The sequence below is a fragment of the Geobacillus sp. LEMMY01 genome (assembly GCF_002042905.1).
Classification (GTDB): Bacteria; Bacillota; Bacilli; order Bacillales; family Anoxybacillaceae; genus Geobacillus; species Geobacillus proteiniphilus.
The window spans coordinates 35026-52328 of record NZ_MVKA01000007.1; the positions used below are offsets into that span (position 1 = coordinate 35026).

At 54.4% G+C, this 17303-nt stretch carries 17 protein-coding genes; 16 read left to right on the top strand and 1 reads right to left on the bottom strand.

What is annotated here, in order from left to right; translation table 11 throughout:
* Positions 1–12: 12 nt before the first annotated feature.
* Complete coding sequence (locus B1A75_RS04870; protein ID WP_074043924.1) at positions 13–414, top strand: hypothetical protein; 402 nt, start codon at positions 13–15, stop codon at positions 412–414.
* Here the strand turns inward: B1A75_RS04870 and B1A75_RS20735 are convergent.
* Positions 362–736, bottom strand: a complete 375-nt coding sequence (locus tag B1A75_RS20735; protein ID WP_483299631.1) for a DUF2935 domain-containing protein — start codon at positions 734–736, stop codon at positions 362–364. The genes B1A75_RS04870 and B1A75_RS20735 overlap by 53 nt on opposite strands.
* Before the next feature lie 179 nt (positions 737–915).
* Between B1A75_RS20735 and B1A75_RS04880 the strand changes: the two genes are divergently transcribed.
* From B1A75_RS04880 to B1A75_RS04950, 15 genes are all read left to right on the top strand, one after another.
* Complete coding sequence (locus B1A75_RS04880) at positions 916–2229, top strand: superoxide dismutase (protein WP_074043925.1); 1314 nt, start codon at positions 916–918, stop codon at positions 2227–2229.
* Between the two features lie 509 nt (positions 2230–2738).
* Positions 2739–3887, top strand: a complete 1149-nt coding sequence (locus B1A75_RS04885) for a D-alanyl-D-alanine carboxypeptidase family protein (RefSeq protein ID WP_074043926.1) — start codon at positions 2739–2741, stop codon at positions 3885–3887.
* Positions 3880–4476 carry a nucleoside recognition domain-containing protein gene (locus B1A75_RS04890; RefSeq protein WP_074043927.1) on the top strand — a complete coding sequence of 199 codons (597 nt, stop codon included), beginning with the start codon at positions 3880–3882 and terminating at the stop codon, positions 4474–4476. The genes B1A75_RS04885 and B1A75_RS04890 overlap by 8 nt, the downstream gene beginning before the upstream one ends.
* Complete coding sequence (locus tag B1A75_RS04895; RefSeq protein WP_074043928.1) at positions 4476–5009, top strand: spore maturation protein; 534 nt, start codon at positions 4476–4478, stop codon at positions 5007–5009. Before B1A75_RS04890 ends, B1A75_RS04895 begins: the two co-directional genes overlap by 1 nt.
* A 136-nt stretch (positions 5010–5145) precedes the next feature.
* Entirely contained in the window at positions 5146–5877 is a 732-nt protein-coding gene (locus B1A75_RS04900; RefSeq protein ID WP_074043929.1) for a pseudouridine synthase, read from the top strand.
* A 142-nt stretch (positions 5878–6019) separates the two neighbouring features.
* Positions 6020–6544 (top strand): thiol-disulfide oxidoreductase ResA, encoded by a 525-nt coding sequence (resA, locus tag B1A75_RS04905; RefSeq protein ID WP_074043930.1) that lies wholly within the window; start codon positions 6020–6022, stop codon positions 6542–6544.
* A 13-nt stretch (positions 6545–6557) separates the two neighbouring features.
* Positions 6558–8216, top strand: coding sequence for a cytochrome c biogenesis protein ResB (resB, locus tag B1A75_RS04910; protein WP_074043931.1), 1659 nt, complete (start codon positions 6558–6560; stop codon positions 8214–8216).
* On the top strand, positions 8203–9390 hold the full coding sequence (gene ccsB, locus B1A75_RS04915; RefSeq protein WP_011231762.1) for a c-type cytochrome biogenesis protein CcsB: 1188 nt from the start codon (positions 8203–8205) through the stop codon (positions 9388–9390). The genes resB and ccsB overlap by 14 nt, the downstream gene beginning before the upstream one ends.
* A 78-nt stretch (positions 9391–9468) precedes the next feature.
* Positions 9469–10212, top strand: a complete 744-nt coding sequence (locus B1A75_RS04920) for a response regulator transcription factor (protein ID WP_476701666.1) — start codon at positions 9469–9471, stop codon at positions 10210–10212.
* Entirely contained in the window at positions 10212–12005 is a 1794-nt protein-coding gene (locus tag B1A75_RS04925) for an ATP-binding protein (RefSeq protein ID WP_068896252.1), read from the top strand. The genes B1A75_RS04920 and B1A75_RS04925 overlap by 1 nt, the downstream gene beginning before the upstream one ends.
* Before the next feature lie 139 nt (positions 12006–12144).
* A complete protein-coding gene (gene nagA / locus B1A75_RS04930; RefSeq protein ID WP_079935842.1) occupies positions 12145–13347 on the top strand; it encodes an N-acetylglucosamine-6-phosphate deacetylase in 1203 nt (400 codons plus the stop codon).
* Positions 13338–14099: a glucosamine-6-phosphate deaminase gene (gene nagB / locus B1A75_RS04935; protein ID WP_079935843.1), complete on the top strand. Its 762-nt coding sequence runs from the start codon at positions 13338–13340 to the stop codon at positions 14097–14099. Before nagA ends, nagB begins: the two co-directional genes overlap by 10 nt.
* Entirely contained in the window at positions 14096–14827 is a 732-nt protein-coding gene (gene phnF, locus B1A75_RS04940; RefSeq protein WP_033025782.1) for a phosphonate metabolism transcriptional regulator PhnF, read from the top strand. Before nagB ends, phnF begins: the two co-directional genes overlap by 4 nt.
* Positions 14827–16191 carry an N-acetylglucosamine-specific PTS transporter subunit IIBC gene (gene nagE / locus B1A75_RS04945; protein WP_079935844.1) on the top strand — a complete coding sequence of 455 codons (1365 nt, stop codon included), beginning with the start codon at positions 14827–14829 and terminating at the stop codon, positions 16189–16191. Before phnF ends, nagE begins: the two co-directional genes overlap by 1 nt.
* 49 nt (positions 16192–16240) lie before the next feature.
* The gene (locus tag B1A75_RS04950) at positions 16241–17158 is read left to right on the top strand and encodes a DUF7916 family protein (RefSeq protein ID WP_014196233.1); all 918 of its coding nucleotides are present in this window, start codon (positions 16241–16243) and stop codon (positions 17156–17158) included.
* The last annotated feature ends 145 nt before the right edge of the window (positions 17159–17303 follow it).

The following is a 17303-nucleotide window of genomic DNA, read 5'->3' on the forward strand; positions in this document are numbered from 1 at the left end:
AGGAGAGCGCTCATGAACGTTTGCCGCTTGCACGGCGAAGAGCTGCAAAAGTCGCAATCGAACACGTTTGAAGACTATTTCAACCGCTCGGAAGTCACGTACCGCGACGGCGGCGAAGAGCGGACGCTGTCTGTGTTGTATTTGCGCCATTTTGAGGCGGCGCTGCTTGATTTGCTGCCGTATGAAAGCGACCCGCTGTTTACGGCTAACGGGCGCGACATTTATTTGCGCGACATCATCGCTCTTGTCTGTTTATGGAAAAATCCGGCGTATCGGCAGCGCAAGCGCGTCTATATTCACGATGAAGATGAATTGCGCCGTTATTTTGCCGGCGTGGACGCCAAAACGTTGCAGGAGCTCGTCAGCGAATGGGCGGAAACCGGCGCGTGCCGCTTGCCCGAACGGTCGGCGTAACGAGAAAACGCGGTTGGCGCCGCGTTTTCTGTCCGTTCGGACGGGAAATAGTTTGGTGCAGCCGGCGGTTCGCCAAAGCAGCCTTCCTTTTTTCAGAAAAAGCGGTTCCTTGAAGGGAATCGCTTTTTGTTGTTAAAAACGTCTGTTTAGCGAGCGGTTTTGTCAGATCGCACGCCGTCGGCTTCACCTCACCGGTTGTTTCCGCCAGCTTTTGCAAGTAATAGCATTCCTCACGCGCCATATGGTCGGCCATAAGGGGCGACAGAAAACGAAGCTCAAAAAGTGCCTCCTGTTCAGCGGTCTGCTCATTTGTTGTTTGCAGAAAACATCGCGGGGGAGGAAGGCGACGATTCTGCTCTTCCCCTCCTTAATCTTTCTTATGATGACTGCCCTCGCTCCTCTATGTATGAGCGGCCGGGAATTTGGGTGAATGCGGACAAGAACGATTTCCCCATGACAGCATACGATATGGCGAACAAAACAGGAGGAGGTTTTTACCAAATGGACGATCAGGTGTTGTTCGCCCAATATGCGGCTAGGGTGAACGAATGGGGAAATCAAGTCAAGGAGACGCTCGCTTTGCGTGGGGCAAGCACGGATGGCGCTTCGTCGCTGCTCGAGTTTATTGCCGAGCATGACGGCGAGTGGACGGAAGAGGCCGTCCGCGAGCTTCAGCGCCTTGCTGATGACGTGTATGTCGGTGCGCTCCGCCAGTATGTCATGGAAGCGGCTGCGTGGGGAAGACAAGTTGAGCAGGCGCTGTCTGCGCGCAGGACGGCTGAGGATGTCGGGCTTTCGTCTTTGTTGGCGTACATCGATGGACACGGCGATGAATGGACCGAAGAAGCGATTTACGAGCTTCAGCGTCTTGTCGATGACGTATACACTCGGGCCGTCCGCCTGGCTGATTCGTCAGCTGCCGAGCGGGAAGAAGAGGCGACGCAAGAACAAGTCGAAGGGGAAGCGGTGTCGCTTGAACCGGAGGGTGAAAACAAAGAGAACGAAGACGGATGGCTTGACACCAGTGGGACGGTGGAGCGGGTTGAGGATGGCCAAGAGCCGGCTTTTATGGCGGAGCTCTCCGACTCGCCGACTGATGCAGCTGACGGCGAGCCGGGCCAAGCGGACAACGTGACCGATGGAAAGCGACGCTGGGTGGATGCGGACGACGGCGGTGAGCCGCGCCAACAAGCGGCGCCCGGCCGTCATGTCTTGCCGCCGCTGCCGTACCGTTATGATGCGCTCGAGCCGCATATTTCCGAAGAAATCATGCGCCTCCACCATACGAAGCATCACCAAAGCTATGTCGACGGTCTCAACCAGGCGGAGCGAATGATGGCCGAGGCGCGTCGGACGAACAATTTTGATCTGTTGAAACATTGGGAGAGGGAAGCGGCGTTCCACGGCTCCGGGCATTATTTGCACACAATCTTTTGGTACAACATGCATCCAGAGGGCGGCGGCGAGCCGCGCGGGGAGCTGCGGGCGCAAATCGAGCGTGATTTTGGCAGCTTTGCCGCCTTTCGCCGTCATTTCACCGAAGCGGCGAAAAGCGCTGAAGGGGTCGGCTGGGCGCTGCTCGTTTGGGCGCCGCGAGCGCACCGGCTGGAAATTTTGCAGGCGGAAAAACACCAGCTCATGGCGCAATGGGATGTGATCCCGCTTCTTGTGCTTGATGTGTGGGAGCATGCCTACTATTTGCAATACAAAAATGATCGGGCGGCGTACATCGAACATTGGTGGAACGTCGTCAACTGGCGCAACGTTGAGGAGCGCTTTCATGAGGCGCGGAAGCTTCGTTGGCAGCCGTTTTAAACGGGCGGGGAGGAAACCCCCTTGCCCGTTTTTTTTGGGAGAGCAGGCGTTGCGGATCAAGCAGGACACCTGTCCGTCGTTTCGGGGAGCGGCTTTCTCTTTGCAGCTCACATTTCGCACCCTGAATAAAAATTCGAAATAAGCCCGATTTGACCGAATAAAAATTAATTATTTTACAATTTTTGTATAAAAAATTATTTTTATGCGAATATCCAGGTTGTTTTTTGTATATTATGCAAAGGTTGCGAAATATGAGTTGCAGGGAAATGTCATCAACGCGCCCAGCGCAAGCGCCGGAGCGGATCGTTCAGGGCTGTCTCCCCTTGCAACGGCATTTTTTCATCATATTTGTCCCATCGACGCATACACTTGTACAAAACGCGGCTTTGGGGTTCAGCCTGTTTCCGCCGCGACGTTTCTTCGGCTGCGGCCCGTTCAGCCTAATCGGAAAGGAGGAACAGGCGATTCCTCCCCGCTCCTTGAAGGAGGGGGATCCTCGCCGATATGAGATGAATAAGCAGAAGCGGCTCATTGCGCTCATTCTTGCACTCGCTGCGGGGATTATGGTATTTGTTCCAGAGCGGATGCGCGCTATGGATGGGGTGAGCGCAAAAAGCGCAATTTTGATAGAGCAACATTCCGGGCGGGTTTTGTTTGCCAAGGATGCCTATACAAAACGGCGCATCGCCAGCATTACGAAAATTATGACCGCCATTTTGGCGATTGAATCAGGGAAAATGGACGACACGGTGACGGTCAGCGCCCGCGCTGTCCGGACCGAAGGGTCGTCGATTTACTTGCGCCAAGGGGAGAAAATCAAACTGCGCGATTTGGTATATGGGCTGATGCTTCGTTCCGGCAACGACGCGGCGGTGGCCATCGCTGAACATGTTGGCGGCAGCGTCGAAGGATTTGTTTTTTTAATGAACCAAAAAGCGGCTGAAATCGGGATGCGTGATACCGAGTTTGCCAATCCGCACGGATTGGATGACGCGGAAAACCACTACTCGACCGCGTACGATATGGCGCTGCTCATGCAATATGCGATGAAAAACAAAGAGTTTCGCCGCATATCGGGGACGAAGGTGTACCGCGCCCCCGCTCCGCCCGGCGAAGACGGCGCGCGTGTGTGGCGGAATAAAAACAAGTTGTTGACAAGTCTTTACGAATATTGCACCGGCGGCAAAACCGGCTATACGAAACGGGCCCATCGCACGCTCGTGACGACGGCGTCCAAAGGCGGCATCGATTTGATCGCCGTGACGTTGGATGCACCGGACGATTGGAACGACCATATCGCTATGTACGAATACGGGTTTTCCCATTATCACATCGCCAAAGTGAGCAGCGAGAGGGTGGTCGACAAAATTTCTGATCCGTTTTACCGCGGGCGGCTGCAGGCGGTCCGCGATTTGCGATATCCGGTGACCGATAAAGAGGAGAGCGGGCTGCGGGTGAAAGTGTATTTGCTGAAGCCGCGCAAGGAATGGGGAAAATACCCAGAACGGGCACCGACAGAGGTCGGAAAGGCGGTGCTTTATTTGCATCAAAAGGCGGTTGATTCGGTGCCGCTGCTGTATGAACCGGGAAAGGAAGAAAGCGGCCGAGGGTTTTTATGGCAAGCATTTCGCTTTTTAGGTGTGAGAAGCGATGGTTAACCTCATTTGGGTGATGATGGCGGTCATTGGCATCGTCTTTGCGGCGGCCAACGGCACGATGGACGAAGTGAACAAAGCGGTGTTTGAAAGCGCCAAAGAAGCGGTGACGATCAGCATCGGCATGATCAGCATTCTCGTGTTTTGGCTCGGGCTGATGGCGATCGCTGAACGCGCCGGCTTGCTTGACAAAGCGGCGCGCCTGTTTATGCCGCTCGTACGCCGCTTGTTTCCGGAGGTGCCGCCCGGCCATCCCGCCCTCGGCTATATCGTCTCGAATATGGTCGCCAACATGTTCGGTCTTGGCAATGCGGCGACGCCGATGGGCATAAAGGCGATGGAACAGCTAAAAAAGCTCAATGGCGGTCGCGACGAGGCGAGCCGGTCGATGGTGACGTTTTTGGCCATTAACACATCGAGCATTACGCTCATTCCGGCGACTGTCATCTCGATCCGCATGACGTACGGTTCGGCATCGCCGGGGGAGATTATTGGCACAACGGTCATCGCCTCGACGATTTCGACGATTGGGGCGGTATTGATTGACCGGTACTATTACTGGAAACGGATGCGGAAAGGCAGGAAGCCATAATGGCCATCGTCCAACTTCTTTCCGTTTGGCTGATCCCTGCGCTCATTGTTTTTATTTTGCTTTACGGTACAGCAAAGAAAGTGCCGACGTACGAAGCGTTTGTGGAAGGCGGCAAGGAAGGGATCGAGATCGCATTTTCGCTCATCCCGTATTTGGTCGGCATGTTGGTGTCGGTTTCCATTTTCCGCGCCTCAGGGGCGCTTGATGCCATGATGGAAGTGATCAAACCGCTGGCCGATGCCATTGGACTGCCGGCCGAAGTCGTTCCGCTTGCGGCTCTCCGTACGCTTTCCGGCACGGCGGCGCTCGGCATGACGACCGATTTGATCGCTACTTACGGCCCGGATTCGTTCATCGGGCGCCTTGCTTCCACGATCCAAGGCAGCACGGAGACGACGCTTTACGTGCTCACCGTCTATTTTGGCGCCGTCGGCGTCAAAAAAATGGGTGACGCGTTAAAAGTCGGCATTTTGGCCGACATTCTCAGCTTTATTGTTTCTGTTTTCATCGTTTTGTTTGTATTCGGGCGCTAGCGGCGCCTCTGTTTTGTTTTCCCGCCCAATGGGCGGGCTTTTTGGTTGGCCCCAAAGAGGAATGATAAAAATAGAAAAGCGCCCTGCTTGTATCTGTCGAGCGGAAAGGGTAAGATGATGAAAGAGGTGAGAGAGAATGGAACGGTTGCAAAAAGTGATCGCCCGCGCCGGCATCGCGTCAAGGCGCAAGGCGGAAGAACTCATTTTGCAAGGACGGGTGAAAGTGAACGGCCGCGTCGTCACCGAGCTCGGCGTCAAAGTCGGGCCGCGCGATGATGTCGAAGTCGACGGCATCCCGATCGAGCGCGAGGAGCCGGTGTATTATTTGCTGTACAAGCCGCGCGGGGTGATTTCAAGCGTCAAAGATGACAGAGGCCGCAAAGTGGTGACCGATTTTTTCAAAGATCTGGACAAACGCATTTATCCGATCGGGCGGCTTGACTATGATACGTCTGGGCTGCTTTTGTTGACGAATGACGGCGACTTTGCCAACCTGCTCATGCATCCGCGGTATGAAATTGAAAAAGTGTACATTGCCAAAGTGAAAGGCATTCCAACACACGAGCAGCTGAAACGGCTCGAACAAGGGGTGCAGTTAGAAGATGGCATGACGACGCCGGCGAAAGTGAAGCTGCTCTCCGCCGACCGGAAGAAGGGGACAGCCATTGTGGAAATCCGTATTCACGAAGGACGAAACCGGCAAGTGCGCCGCATGTTTGAAGCGATCGGCTGCGAGGTGCTGAAGCTGAAGCGAGAGCGGTACGCGTTTCTTGATTTGAAAGGGCTGCGACCGGGCGAATACCGCGAGCTGACGCCGCATGAGGTGAAGCTGCTGCGCGTCCTGGCCCAATCCGGGGGAAGAAAATGACGAAGATTGTCACATAACGTTCATATCCTTGCGCATAAACGAGCGAGGAACTTTGCTATAATGGAAAATGGGAGATTGTGAACCGCTTGCCTCCCTTGCGGCGTTGGTTGCGGGGGAGGAGAAACGTAAAGGGGTTTGAACGATGAAAAAACAACAGCGTTTAGTGATGAGAACAGTGATTTTGCTCGTGTTGCTCGCGGCGATCGGCTATACGATTTACACGAACTTTTTCACGGAGAAAACGGCGGTCGCTGTTGGTTCGACGGCGCCTGATTTTGTGCTGACCGATTTGAAAGGGCATGAACATCGTCTCTCAGACTATCGCGGCAAAGGCGTTTTTTTGAACTTTTGGGGAACGTGGTGCAAGCCGTGCGAGCGGGAGATGCCGTACATGAACGAGCTGTACCCGATTTACAAAAAACAAGGGGTTGAAATTTTGGCTGTCAATGTCGGTGAACCGAAGTTGAGCGTCGAAAAATTCGCCGAACGGTTCGGCCTGACATTTCCGATTGTGATCGATCGTCAAGATCAAGTATTGAACGCTTACAACGTCGGGCCGCTGCCGACGACGTTTTTGATTGACAAAAACGGCGAAGTGAAACAAATCATTACTGGAACGATGACGAAAGATGACATTCAGCGTCATCTAGAAAGCATCAAACCGTAAGGAGTTTTGCGCCATGGAACACGTCAAATGCGAATGCGGCCATGTCAATCCGCACGGCACGGCGTTTTGTGAATCGTGCGGCAAGCCGCTTGCCGATTTGGGAGAGAAACCGCTTTTGGACATGCGCTACGAAGGAAGCGCGCGCCGATCGCAAACGTATAAAAAAACGATGATCGACCAAATTTGGGCGTTTTTCTCGTCGGTCAAAGTCGGGGTGGCGCTCATCGTCATCACGCTCATCGCTTCGGTGATCGGCACGATTTTCCCTCAGCAAATGTACATTCCGCCGAACGCCGATCCGGCGGAGTATTACAAGCAGCAGTACGGCTGGGCAGGGAAGCTGTATTATGAGCTCGGCTTTAACAACTTGTACGGCTCATGGTGGTACATTTTGCTCATCGCCTTAATCGGCGTCTCGCTCGTCATTTGCAGCTTGGACCGGGTCATTCCGCTTTACCGCGCCTTGAAGCGGCAAGGGGTGAAGCGCCATCCGCGCTTTTTAGAGCGGCAGCGGCTGTTTGGCGTCTCGCATGTGAGCGATCTCGACAAGACGATGGCTGTGTTGAAAGAGCGGCTGGCGAAGCGGCGCTACCATGTCCGCGAGGAAGACGGGCATTTGCTCGCTGAAAAAGGGCGGTTTTCCCGCTGGGGGCCGTATGTCAACCATATCGGTCTCATCATTTTCTTGATCGGAGCGATGCTCCGTTCGGTTCCCGGCATGTACATCGACCGGGTGATGTGGATCCCGGAAGGAGAAACGAAAGAAATTCCTGGGACGAACGGCCGCTACTTTTTAAAGAGCGAAAAATTTATTTTTGAAACATATGAGAAAGGCAAGGACAACGAAGTGTTCAACGCTGCCATCGACCGCGTCGGCAACGGGATGATCGCCAAAAACTATCAAACAAACGTCGTGTTGTATAAGCGCGTCGGCCCTGTGATCCCCGGCGCCAAGCCGAAGCTTGAAAAAGTGAAGGAGTATCCGATTCGCGTCAACGAGCCGCTGGAGTTCGACCATTATGCGCTCTACCAAGTCGATTTCCGCTTGAATGAGCCGAAAGCGATGTCATTTCAGTTGGCGGACAAGCAGTCGGGGAAAACGTTCGGCACGGTGACGGTCGATTTGTATGATCCGAAAGAGTCGTACAATCTCGGACATGGGTATCGCGTTGAGCTATTAAGCTATTTTCCTGATTTTGAGTTTGATGAAGACGGCAATCCGTCAACGAAGTCGCGTGTGCCGAACAATCCGGCGTTCGTGTTCAAAATGTACGCGCCGGACCGTCCGAAAGGGGAAGTAAGCTTTGTCGCCATCCAGCAGACGATCGAACCGTTTGGCAACAACAAATACAAAATGGCGTTCGCGGGGCTTCAAACCCGCAATGTCTCCGGTTTGACCGTCCGCCGCGACTTTACGCTTTGGATTTTAGGGGTAGGCGGCGCGATTTTCATGATCGGGCTCATCCAAGGGATGTATTGGAACCACCGCCGCATTTGGGTGCAGCGGGTAAACGGCGAGCTATGGATCGCCGCGCATACGAATAAAAACTGGTTCGGCTTGAAAAACGAACTGCGCCGTTTGCTTGACGGCACCGGCGTCATGATGCCGGCTGATCAGCTCGAAAACGAAAAAAAAGCCGGACAAGGAGGACAAGCGCATGGTACAGCTTAGCAGCACGTTGCTATATATCGCGTTCGTTCTATATTTAATCGGCACGTTCTTTTTTGGCGGCGCCATTCGCGACAAGCGAAAAGAACGGCAAGAGAAGGATCGTTGGTCGCAGCTTGGCATCTCCGTGACGATCATCGGCTTTCTCGCCCAAGTCGGCTATTTTGTGACGCGCTGGATCGCCGCCGGGCACGCGCCCGTAAGCAACTTGTTCGAGTTTACGACCTTTTTCGGCATGATGCTGGTTGCTGCTTTCATTATTATTTATTTCATTTACCGGCTGAGTGTGCTCGGCTTGTTTGCGCTGCCGGTCGCGTTGCTTGTGATTGCTTACGCAAGCATGTTTCCGCGGGAAATTTCGCCGCTCATTCCCGCCTTGCAAAGCGATTGGCTGCACATCCATGTGACGACGGCGGCGGCTGGTGAAGCGATTTTGGCCATCAGCTTTGTCGCTGGGCTCATCTATTTGATTCGCGTCGTTGATCAATCGAAGCCGTCGAAACGGACGTTTTGGCTCGAAGTGGTCATGTTTTGCTTAATTACCACGCTCGGCTTTGTCATCGTTTCGACAGCGTTCGGACTTTCTGGGTATGAAGCGAAGTTCACGTGGGTCGACAAAAACAAGCAGACGGTTGAGGTCATCTACGATATGCCGGCGCTCGTTGGGCCGCACAAAGGGGAGCTTATGAAAGAAAGCGCCGGCCGCATGGAGCCGCTTGTTGAGATGCCGGCGATCATCAATGCAAGAAAGCTCAATACGGTCATCTGGTCGCTCATAGCCGGAACGGCGCTGTACATCATGCTTCGGCTTCTCTTGCGCAAGCGCGTTGCCGCCGCGCTCAAGCCGCTCGTGAAGAACGTTAACTTGGATTTGACTGATGAGATCAGCTATCGGGCGGTGGCGATCGGCTTTCCGGTGTTTACGCTCGGGGCGCTCATTTTCGCGATGATTTGGGCGCAAATCGCCTGGACGCGTTTTTGGGGCTGGGACCCGAAAGAAGTATGGGCGCTTATCACTTGGCTGTTTTACGCTGCCTTTTTGCACCTTCGTTTGTCAAAAGGCTGGCATGGTGAAAAGTCGGCATGGCTCGCCGTCATCGGCTTTGCCATTATTATGTTTAACTTAGTGGCGGTCAACCTCGTCATTGCGGGATTGCACTCGTACGCCGGAACATAATGGAAAACAACCGGATGCTCTGTTGGCGAGCATCCGGTTTTTCGGTAAACTAGAAAATAGGGAGTGTTTCCATTGATGATGGGAGGGTGCAAAGCATTGGAAAAACAAGAAAAAACCATCCGTATTTTAGTGGTTGACGATGAAGAGCGCATCCGGCGGCTCTTGAAAATGTATTTGGAGCGGGAAAACTATGTGATCGATGAGGCCGGCGACGGCAATGAAGCGTTGGAGAAGGCGTTGACGAATGATTATGACGTCATTTTGCTCGATCTGATGCTGCCGGGCAAAGATGGAATTGAGGTGTGCAAAGAAATCCGCGAGCAAAAAACGACGCCGATTATGATGTTGACGGCAAAAGGCGAAGAATCCAACCGCGTGCAAGGGTTTGAAGTCGGCACGGATGATTACATCGTCAAGCCGTTCAGTCCGCGCGAAGTCGTGCTGCGCGTAAAAGCGCTGTTGCGCCGCGCGGCGAACGCCGCCTACGCGCCGGTGGAGACGACGGCGAAAGACGTGCTTGTGTTTCCGCATTTGACGATTGACAACGATGCCCACCGGGTGACGGTCGACGGCAAGGAAGTCAGCTTAACGCCGAAAGAATATGAGTTGCTTCTCTTTTTGGCCCGCTCGCCCGACAAAGTGTTCGACCGCGAACAGCTGTTGAAGGAAGTATGGCATTACGAGTTTTTCGGCGACTTGCGCACGGTCGACACCCACATTAAACGGTTGCGCGAAAAGTTGAATAAAGCGTCGCCGCAGGCGGGAAAAATGATCGTCACCGTCTGGGGCGTCGGCTACAAGTTTGAGGCAGTGAACGACTGATGTGGCTGTTTCGCAGCGTCGTCGGCAAGCTATGGTTTACGATTTTGTTGCTCGTTTCGTGCGTGCTGTTTATTTTAAGCATTTTGCTTATTAAATTTTTGGAAGATTATTATGTGCAGGAAGCGGAAAACGACTTGACCCGCCTGGCGACAAAAGTGGCCGAGGTGATGCACGATTACCGCGACGAGCAGCTTGCCCGCTCGATCGCTTGGACGCTTGTGGACAATCGAACGAAAGCCGTCATCGTCGCCGATGAGTCGCACTATTGGTATTCGCCTGGCGATGCTGGTTTGGACAATATGCCGCTGTCGTCGATCCGCCAAGATCGGGACTTGCGGCGTGTGCTGACAGATGGGAAAACGGTGAAAAAGCGTTTGTATATGCCGGAGCGGCATCCAAAAGAAAAGCTGCCCCGTGATATGATCATTGTCGGCGTGCCGATGTCGATGCCGGATGGCAGCCGAGGAGCTGTGTTTATCTATCAGTCGCTCGAGGCGATCGCCGACGCGACGGAGCGGACGAAAGAGTTAATTTTTCTCGCCGCGTTTATCGCCATTGTCATGACGACGTTTTTTGCCTTTTTCTTGTCGACGCGCATCACCGCTCCGCTCCGGAAAATGCGGCAAGCCGCGTTCGAAATGGCGAGGGGCCATTTCGATATGAAAGTGCCGATTTTAACGAACGATGAGATCGGTGGGCTGGCGATGGCGTTCAACCAAATGGGACGGCGTCTGCAGTTTAACATCAACGCCTTAAACCAGGAAAAAGAACAGCTCGCCAGCATTTTAAGCAGCATGGCCGATGGCGTCATTACGTTTAACCGCGACGGGGAAATTTTGATTACGAACCCGCCGGCTGAGCGGTTTTTGCAGGCGTGGTATTTTGAGCAAGGGAACGACGCGGAAGCGATGGCGCCGTTGCCGCCGCAAGTGAAAGAGCTGTTTGCCCGCGTCGTTCGCGAGGAGAAGGAGCAATCGACCGAAGTGACGCTGCAGGGGCGGACGTGGGTTATTTTAATGACGCCGCTGTACGGCAAAACGATGGTGCGCGGCGCGGTGGCTGTTTTGCGCGACATGACCGAAGAGCGGCGGCTTGACAAGCTGCGCAAAGACTTTATCGCCAACGTTTCGCACGAATTGCGCACGCCGATTGCCATGCTCCAAGGCTACAGCGAGGCGATCATCGACGATATCGCGGCGAGCGAAGAAGAGAAGAAAGAGATGGCGAAAGTCATTTATGACGAGTCGCTGCGCATGGGCCGCCTTGTTAACGATTTGCTTGACTTGGCGCGCATGGAAGCTGGCCATATCGAGCTAGAGTACGAACAAGTCAAGCTTGTTCCTTACATCGAGCGGGTGATCCGCAAGTTTTACGGGCTGGCGAAAGAAAAGCAGATTGAGCTGACAGCCGAGTTTCGCGATCGGGACATCGAAATCGCTCTCGATCCGGATCGGATCGAACAGGTGCTGACGAACTTAATTGACAACGCCATCCGCCATACGGAATCGGGCGGCACAGTTCGCCTCATCATCGAACCAAGCGGCGACGGCGTGACGATCCATGTCCAAGACTCTGGTTCCGGCATTCCCGAAGAGGATTTGCCGTTTGTGTTTGAACGGTTTTACAAAGCCGATAAAGCGCGCACGCGCGGCCGTTCCGGCACCGGGTTAGGCCTTGCCATCGCCAAAAACATCGTCGAAGCGCATAAAGGGCTCATTACCGTTCACAGCAAACTGAACGAAGGAACGACGTTTTCGTTTTATTTGCCGGCCCGCGGACCGAAAGGAGCGTAGCGCCGTTTGGAAGAGCGGGGAAGCCACGGCTTCCCTGCTTCTTTCATACTGAAGCGAACTGGTTGACGGATTTGTTTTAGTGGTATAGACAACTAGAATATATAATGTTATAATGAGAGACAGAAAGTGGGGAATCGCGATGAAGCGGTGGATATTGAAAAATGCCGCGGTGTATGCAGAAACAGGAAACATTGAACAAGGGTATGTGCTGATCGAAGGGGAAAAAGTGGCCGCGATCGGGCCGATGTCGTCATGCCCAACTGATGCAGGGGCGGAAGTGATCGAGCTTTCCTCACGGTTTTCCATCGTGCCGGGATTCATCGATGTCCATATTCATGGGGCGGCTGGGGCGGATGTCATGGATGCGACCCCGGAGGCGCTTTACAAGATGGCGAAGGCGCTGCCGGCGGAAGGGACGACGAGCTTTTTGGCGACGACGATGACAGCGCCAAGCGAACAAATCGAAGCCGCGCTTCGCAACGTCGCTCGCTATATGGCGGAGGCGAACAGGCCGGGAGCGGCTGAAGTGCTCGGCGTTCATCTGGAAGGGCCGTTTTTGTCGCCGAAGCGCGCCGGAGCGCAGCACCCGCGCCATCTCGCCGATCCGGACATCTCACTGTTCCAGCACTGGCAAAAGGCGGCGGGCGGCCATATCCGCCTTGTCACGCTTGCCCCAGAGCGGAACGGGGGGCTGGAACTTGCCGCCTACTTGAAACAGACGGGTGTGATCGCTTCGATCGGCCATTCCGATGCCGTTTACGACGAAGTAAAAGCGGCGGTCCATGCAGGGGTGACGCATGCGACCCACCTGTTCAATGGGATGCGCGGCATCCATCACCGTGAACCGGGTGTCGCCGGTGCTGTGCTTATGTTTGAAGAAGTCATGTGCGAGCTGATCGCCGACGGGTTGCACGTTGCGCCGCCGATGGTCCGCTTCGCTTACCGGAATAAAGGAAGCGATGGGCTCATATTAATCACCGATGCCATGCGGGCGAAATGTCTAGGTGATGGGCGGTATGATCTTGGCGGCCAAGAGGTGACTGTTCGGGGCGGAGAGGCGCGGCTTGCCGACGGCACGCTGGCGGGAAGCGTGCTCAAGCTTGGCGAGGCCATCCGCCGTGTGCTCGATTATACTGGCTGCACGCTTGAAGAGGTGATCCGCATGGCGAGCTGGAATCCGGCGAAACAGCTTGGCTTGCTTGATCGGAAAGGCAGCTTGCGGCCCGGCAAAGACGCCGATGTCGTCGTTTTGAATGAACGATATGAAGTCATGATGACGTTTTGCCGCGGCGCCCTTGCCTATCGCAAGCCGGATGAAAGGGGTGGAGAGCGATGGCCATGAAGCTTTTGAAAGCTGCTGACTACGCAGAGATGAGCCGTCAGGCGGCGGACATCATCATCAAACAAGTCAAGGAAAAGCCGAACGCCGTTCTCGGCTTGGCGACCGGCTCGACCGTGCTCGGTGTGTACCGCGAATTGGCCGCCGATCATCGGCAGCATGGGACATCGTATCGGCTCGTGCGCACGGTCAATTTGGATGAATACGTAGGCCTTGGCCCGGATCATCCGAACAGCTATCGCTATTATATGAATCAGCATTTGTTTGCCCAATTGGACATCCCGCTTCATCAGACGCATGTGCCGGACGGCTTGGCCGCTGATCTTGACGAAGAATGCCGCCGTTACGAGCGGCTCATCGATGAATTGGGCGGCATCGATTTGCAGCTCTTGGGCATCGGCCGCAACGGCCATATCGGGTTCAACGAGCCTGGGACGCCGTTTTCGACAGCCACCCACGTCGTCGAGCTGACCGAGCTGACACGGGAAGCGAACGCCCGCTTTTTCCCATCGCTTGATGACGTGCCGCGCTATGCCATTACGATGGGGATTGCGACCATTTTGCGCAGCCGCCGCATCGTGCTGTTGGCGTCAGGGGAGGAAAAAGCGGAGGCCATGGCCCGGCTTCTCGAAGGCGTTGTCACACCGGACTTGCCGGCTTCAGCGCTTCACCTTCATCCGGACGTGACGATCATCGCCGACCGAGAGGCGCTCTCGCTCATCCCAAAGGAAAAGCGGCGGGTGGATGCGCCGTGATCGATAAACAGTCGCCGATTCCGATTTACTATCAGCTCGAGCAATATATGAAAGAAAAGATCGAAAAAGGGGAGTGGCAGCCGGGCGAAATGATCCCGTCTGAGCGCGAGTTGGCGGAAATGTATGACATCAGCCGGATGACCGTTCGGCAGGCGGTCAACAATTTAGTGAACGATGGCTATCTCATCCGCCGGCGCGGGAAAGGAACATTTGTCGCCGCCCAAAAAATCGAGCAGCCGCTGAAAGGGCTGACGAGCTTTTCCGAAGATATGCGGGCGCGCGGCATGGAGCCCGGCACGATCGTCCTCAGCTTTGAGACGGTTCCGGCTTCTCAGAAGCTCGCTGAAGGACTTGGCGTCACGGAAGGCGATGACCTTTACGAAGTCCGCCGCCTTCGGTTGGCCGACGGCTTGCCGATGGCGTTGGAGACGCTGTACATTCCTGTCCATCTTGTTCCCGGGCTGACGCGTGATGTTGTAAGCGGTTCCGTCTATGAATTTATCGAAAAAGAAAAAGGAATGATCATCGGCTCCGCTGTTCAAACATTGGAAGCATCTGTCGCCCGCAAGGTGGAGGCGGAGCATCTGAAGATGAAAGAAGGGGCTCCGGTGCTGTTGCTTGAGCGCCGCACGCACCTTGTCGACGGTCGGCCGCTTGAAGTCGTCAAATCGGTGTACCGCGGCGACCGGTACAAATTTATGATTGAGATGAAAAGGGGAGGATCATGATGTTAGGCTTTTTACAGCGGCTTGGAAAAGCATTAATGCTGCCGATTGCCGTTTTGCCGGCGGCAGGATTGTTGCTTCGGCTCGGTCAGCCTGATTTATTGAATATTCCGTTTATCGCCGCCGCAGGCGATGCAGTGTTTTCCAATTTAGCGCTCATTTTCGCCATCGGCGTGGCCATCGGTTTTTCGAAAGACGGCAACGGCGCGGCGGCGCTTGCTGGGGCGATCGGCTACTTTGTCTTGACAAAAGGGGCCGCCGCGATTGATAAGGACATCAATATGTCCGTATTAGGCGGCATCATCTCCGGAGTGATCGCCGGGCTTTTATACAATCGCTATCATGATATCAAGCTGCCGGATTGGCTCGGCTTTTTCGGCGGACGGCGGTTTGTGCCGATCGTGACATCGCTTGTCATGCTCGTGCTTGCCTTGATTTTTGGCTATGTATGGCCGCCGATTCAAGATGGCATCAACGCGGTCGGCCATTGGATCGTTGGCGCCGGGGCGGTTGGCGTCGGCATTTTCGGGTTCCTCAACCGGTTGCTCATTCCAGTCGGATTGCACCATGTGTTAAACAGCTTCGTCTGGTTTGTGTTTGGCGAGTATAACGGAAAAACGGGCGATTTAAGCCGCTTTTTCGCCGGCGACCCGGATGCGGGCATTTTTATGGCCGGCTTCTTCCCGATCATGATGTTTGGCCTGCCCGCGGCAGCGCTGGCGATGATCGCGGCGGCGAAAAAAGAGCGTCGCAAAGCGGTCGCCGGCGCGCTCCTTGGCGTGGCGTTGACGTCGTTTTTAACCGGGATTACGGAGCCAATTGAGTTTCTATTCATGTTTTTATCGCCATTGCTCTACGTTGTCCATGCCGTGTTGACCGGCTTGTCGCTCGCAGTGGCGACAATGCTTGACATCCACCACGGGTTTACGTTCTCGGCCGGGGCGATTGACTTTTTCTTAAACTACGGCATTGCGAAAAAACCGTATTTGTTGATTGTTCAAGGTCTTGTATATGCTGTCGTCTATTTCGTCGTCTTCTATTTCCTCATTACGAAGCTCGATTTGAAAACGCCGGGGCGTGAAGATGAGGTAGAGGGAGAGTTTGCCGACAGCGGTGCGGCGCAGTCGGGCGTCAAATACGAGGACCTTGCTGCAAAATATATCGAGGCGTTAGGAGGAAAAGATAATCTCGCGCAAATTGACAATTGTGTCACACGCTTGCGCCTAAAAGTGAAAGACATGTCAAAAGTCAACGAAGCAGAATTGAAACGTTTGGGAGCGAAAGGCGTGCTTCGCCTCAACCAAACGGATTTGCAAGTGGTCGTTGGCACGGATGTCGAATTTCTGGCCAACGCTATGAGAAAATAAGGAACAACGAAGCCGTTCTTTTAAGGGACGCCAGAAAGGGGGAGCTCCGGTGAAGCGGCTGTTGGATTGCAACGCCTCCGATTTTCGTCGGATGACAGGAAAACAGTTAAAACAATCGATTCAAGCGTCAGAAGGCAGGGTGATCGTCGCGGAAGTCGTCGGGGAATTCGCGCCGCTGTATCCGGCGGTCACCAACGCCGAACTGGCCACGGCGTTTGGGGCGGATTTGCTGTTGTTGAATTGGTTCGATGTGTTCCGGCCGGTTGTGAACGGGTTGGACACGAACGAACCGAATCAAATGGTGGAACGGTTAAAGCAGTTGACAGGGCGCCCGGTTGGCGTCAATTTGGAGCCGGTTGACCCAAATGCAAAGCAGCTTGAGGAGCTTGCGACGCTGCCAAAAGGGAGAATGGCAACGGCCGAGTCGCTGCAACAAGCAAAACAGCTAGGATTTGATTTTGTTTGCCTAACCGGAAACCCGAAAACAGGCGTGACGAATGATGAGATTGTGAAAGCCATCGAAACGGCGCGGTCCATTTTAGGCGAGGATGCTCTCGTGATGGCTGGGAAAATGCACGCGGCAGGCGTTGCCGATGAAGCGGGAAGCGGGATCGTATCGGAAGAAGTGGTGGTGCGTTTCATTCACGCTGGTGCGGATGTCGTTTTGATGCCGGCTCCTGGAACGGTGCCGGGGGTGACATTAGACAAGACAGAGAAGCTTGTTCAGGTGGCGCATGAACATGGGGCGCTTGCGATGCTGACGATCGGCACAAGCCAAGAAGGAGCTGACGAGAGTACGATTCGTCAAATCGCGCTTGCAAGCAAAATGGCTGGGGCGGATCTACATCATATCGGCGACGCTGGCTATCATGGCATCGCTGTTCCAGAGAATATTATGGCGTATTCGATCGCCATTCGCGGCAGACGCCACACGTATATTCGCATGGCAAGATCGCCGTTGAGATAAAATGGAATATGATCAGTCGGTCCCAAAAGCATTCGCTTTTGGGGCGTTTTTTCGGGCAGAGAGTAGGGCGTGTATCAAGGAGTTGGAGAAGTAGATTTGCGGCTGTGGGAAACGGTTGCCTTGTACCGCCGCCTCTATTTATTTT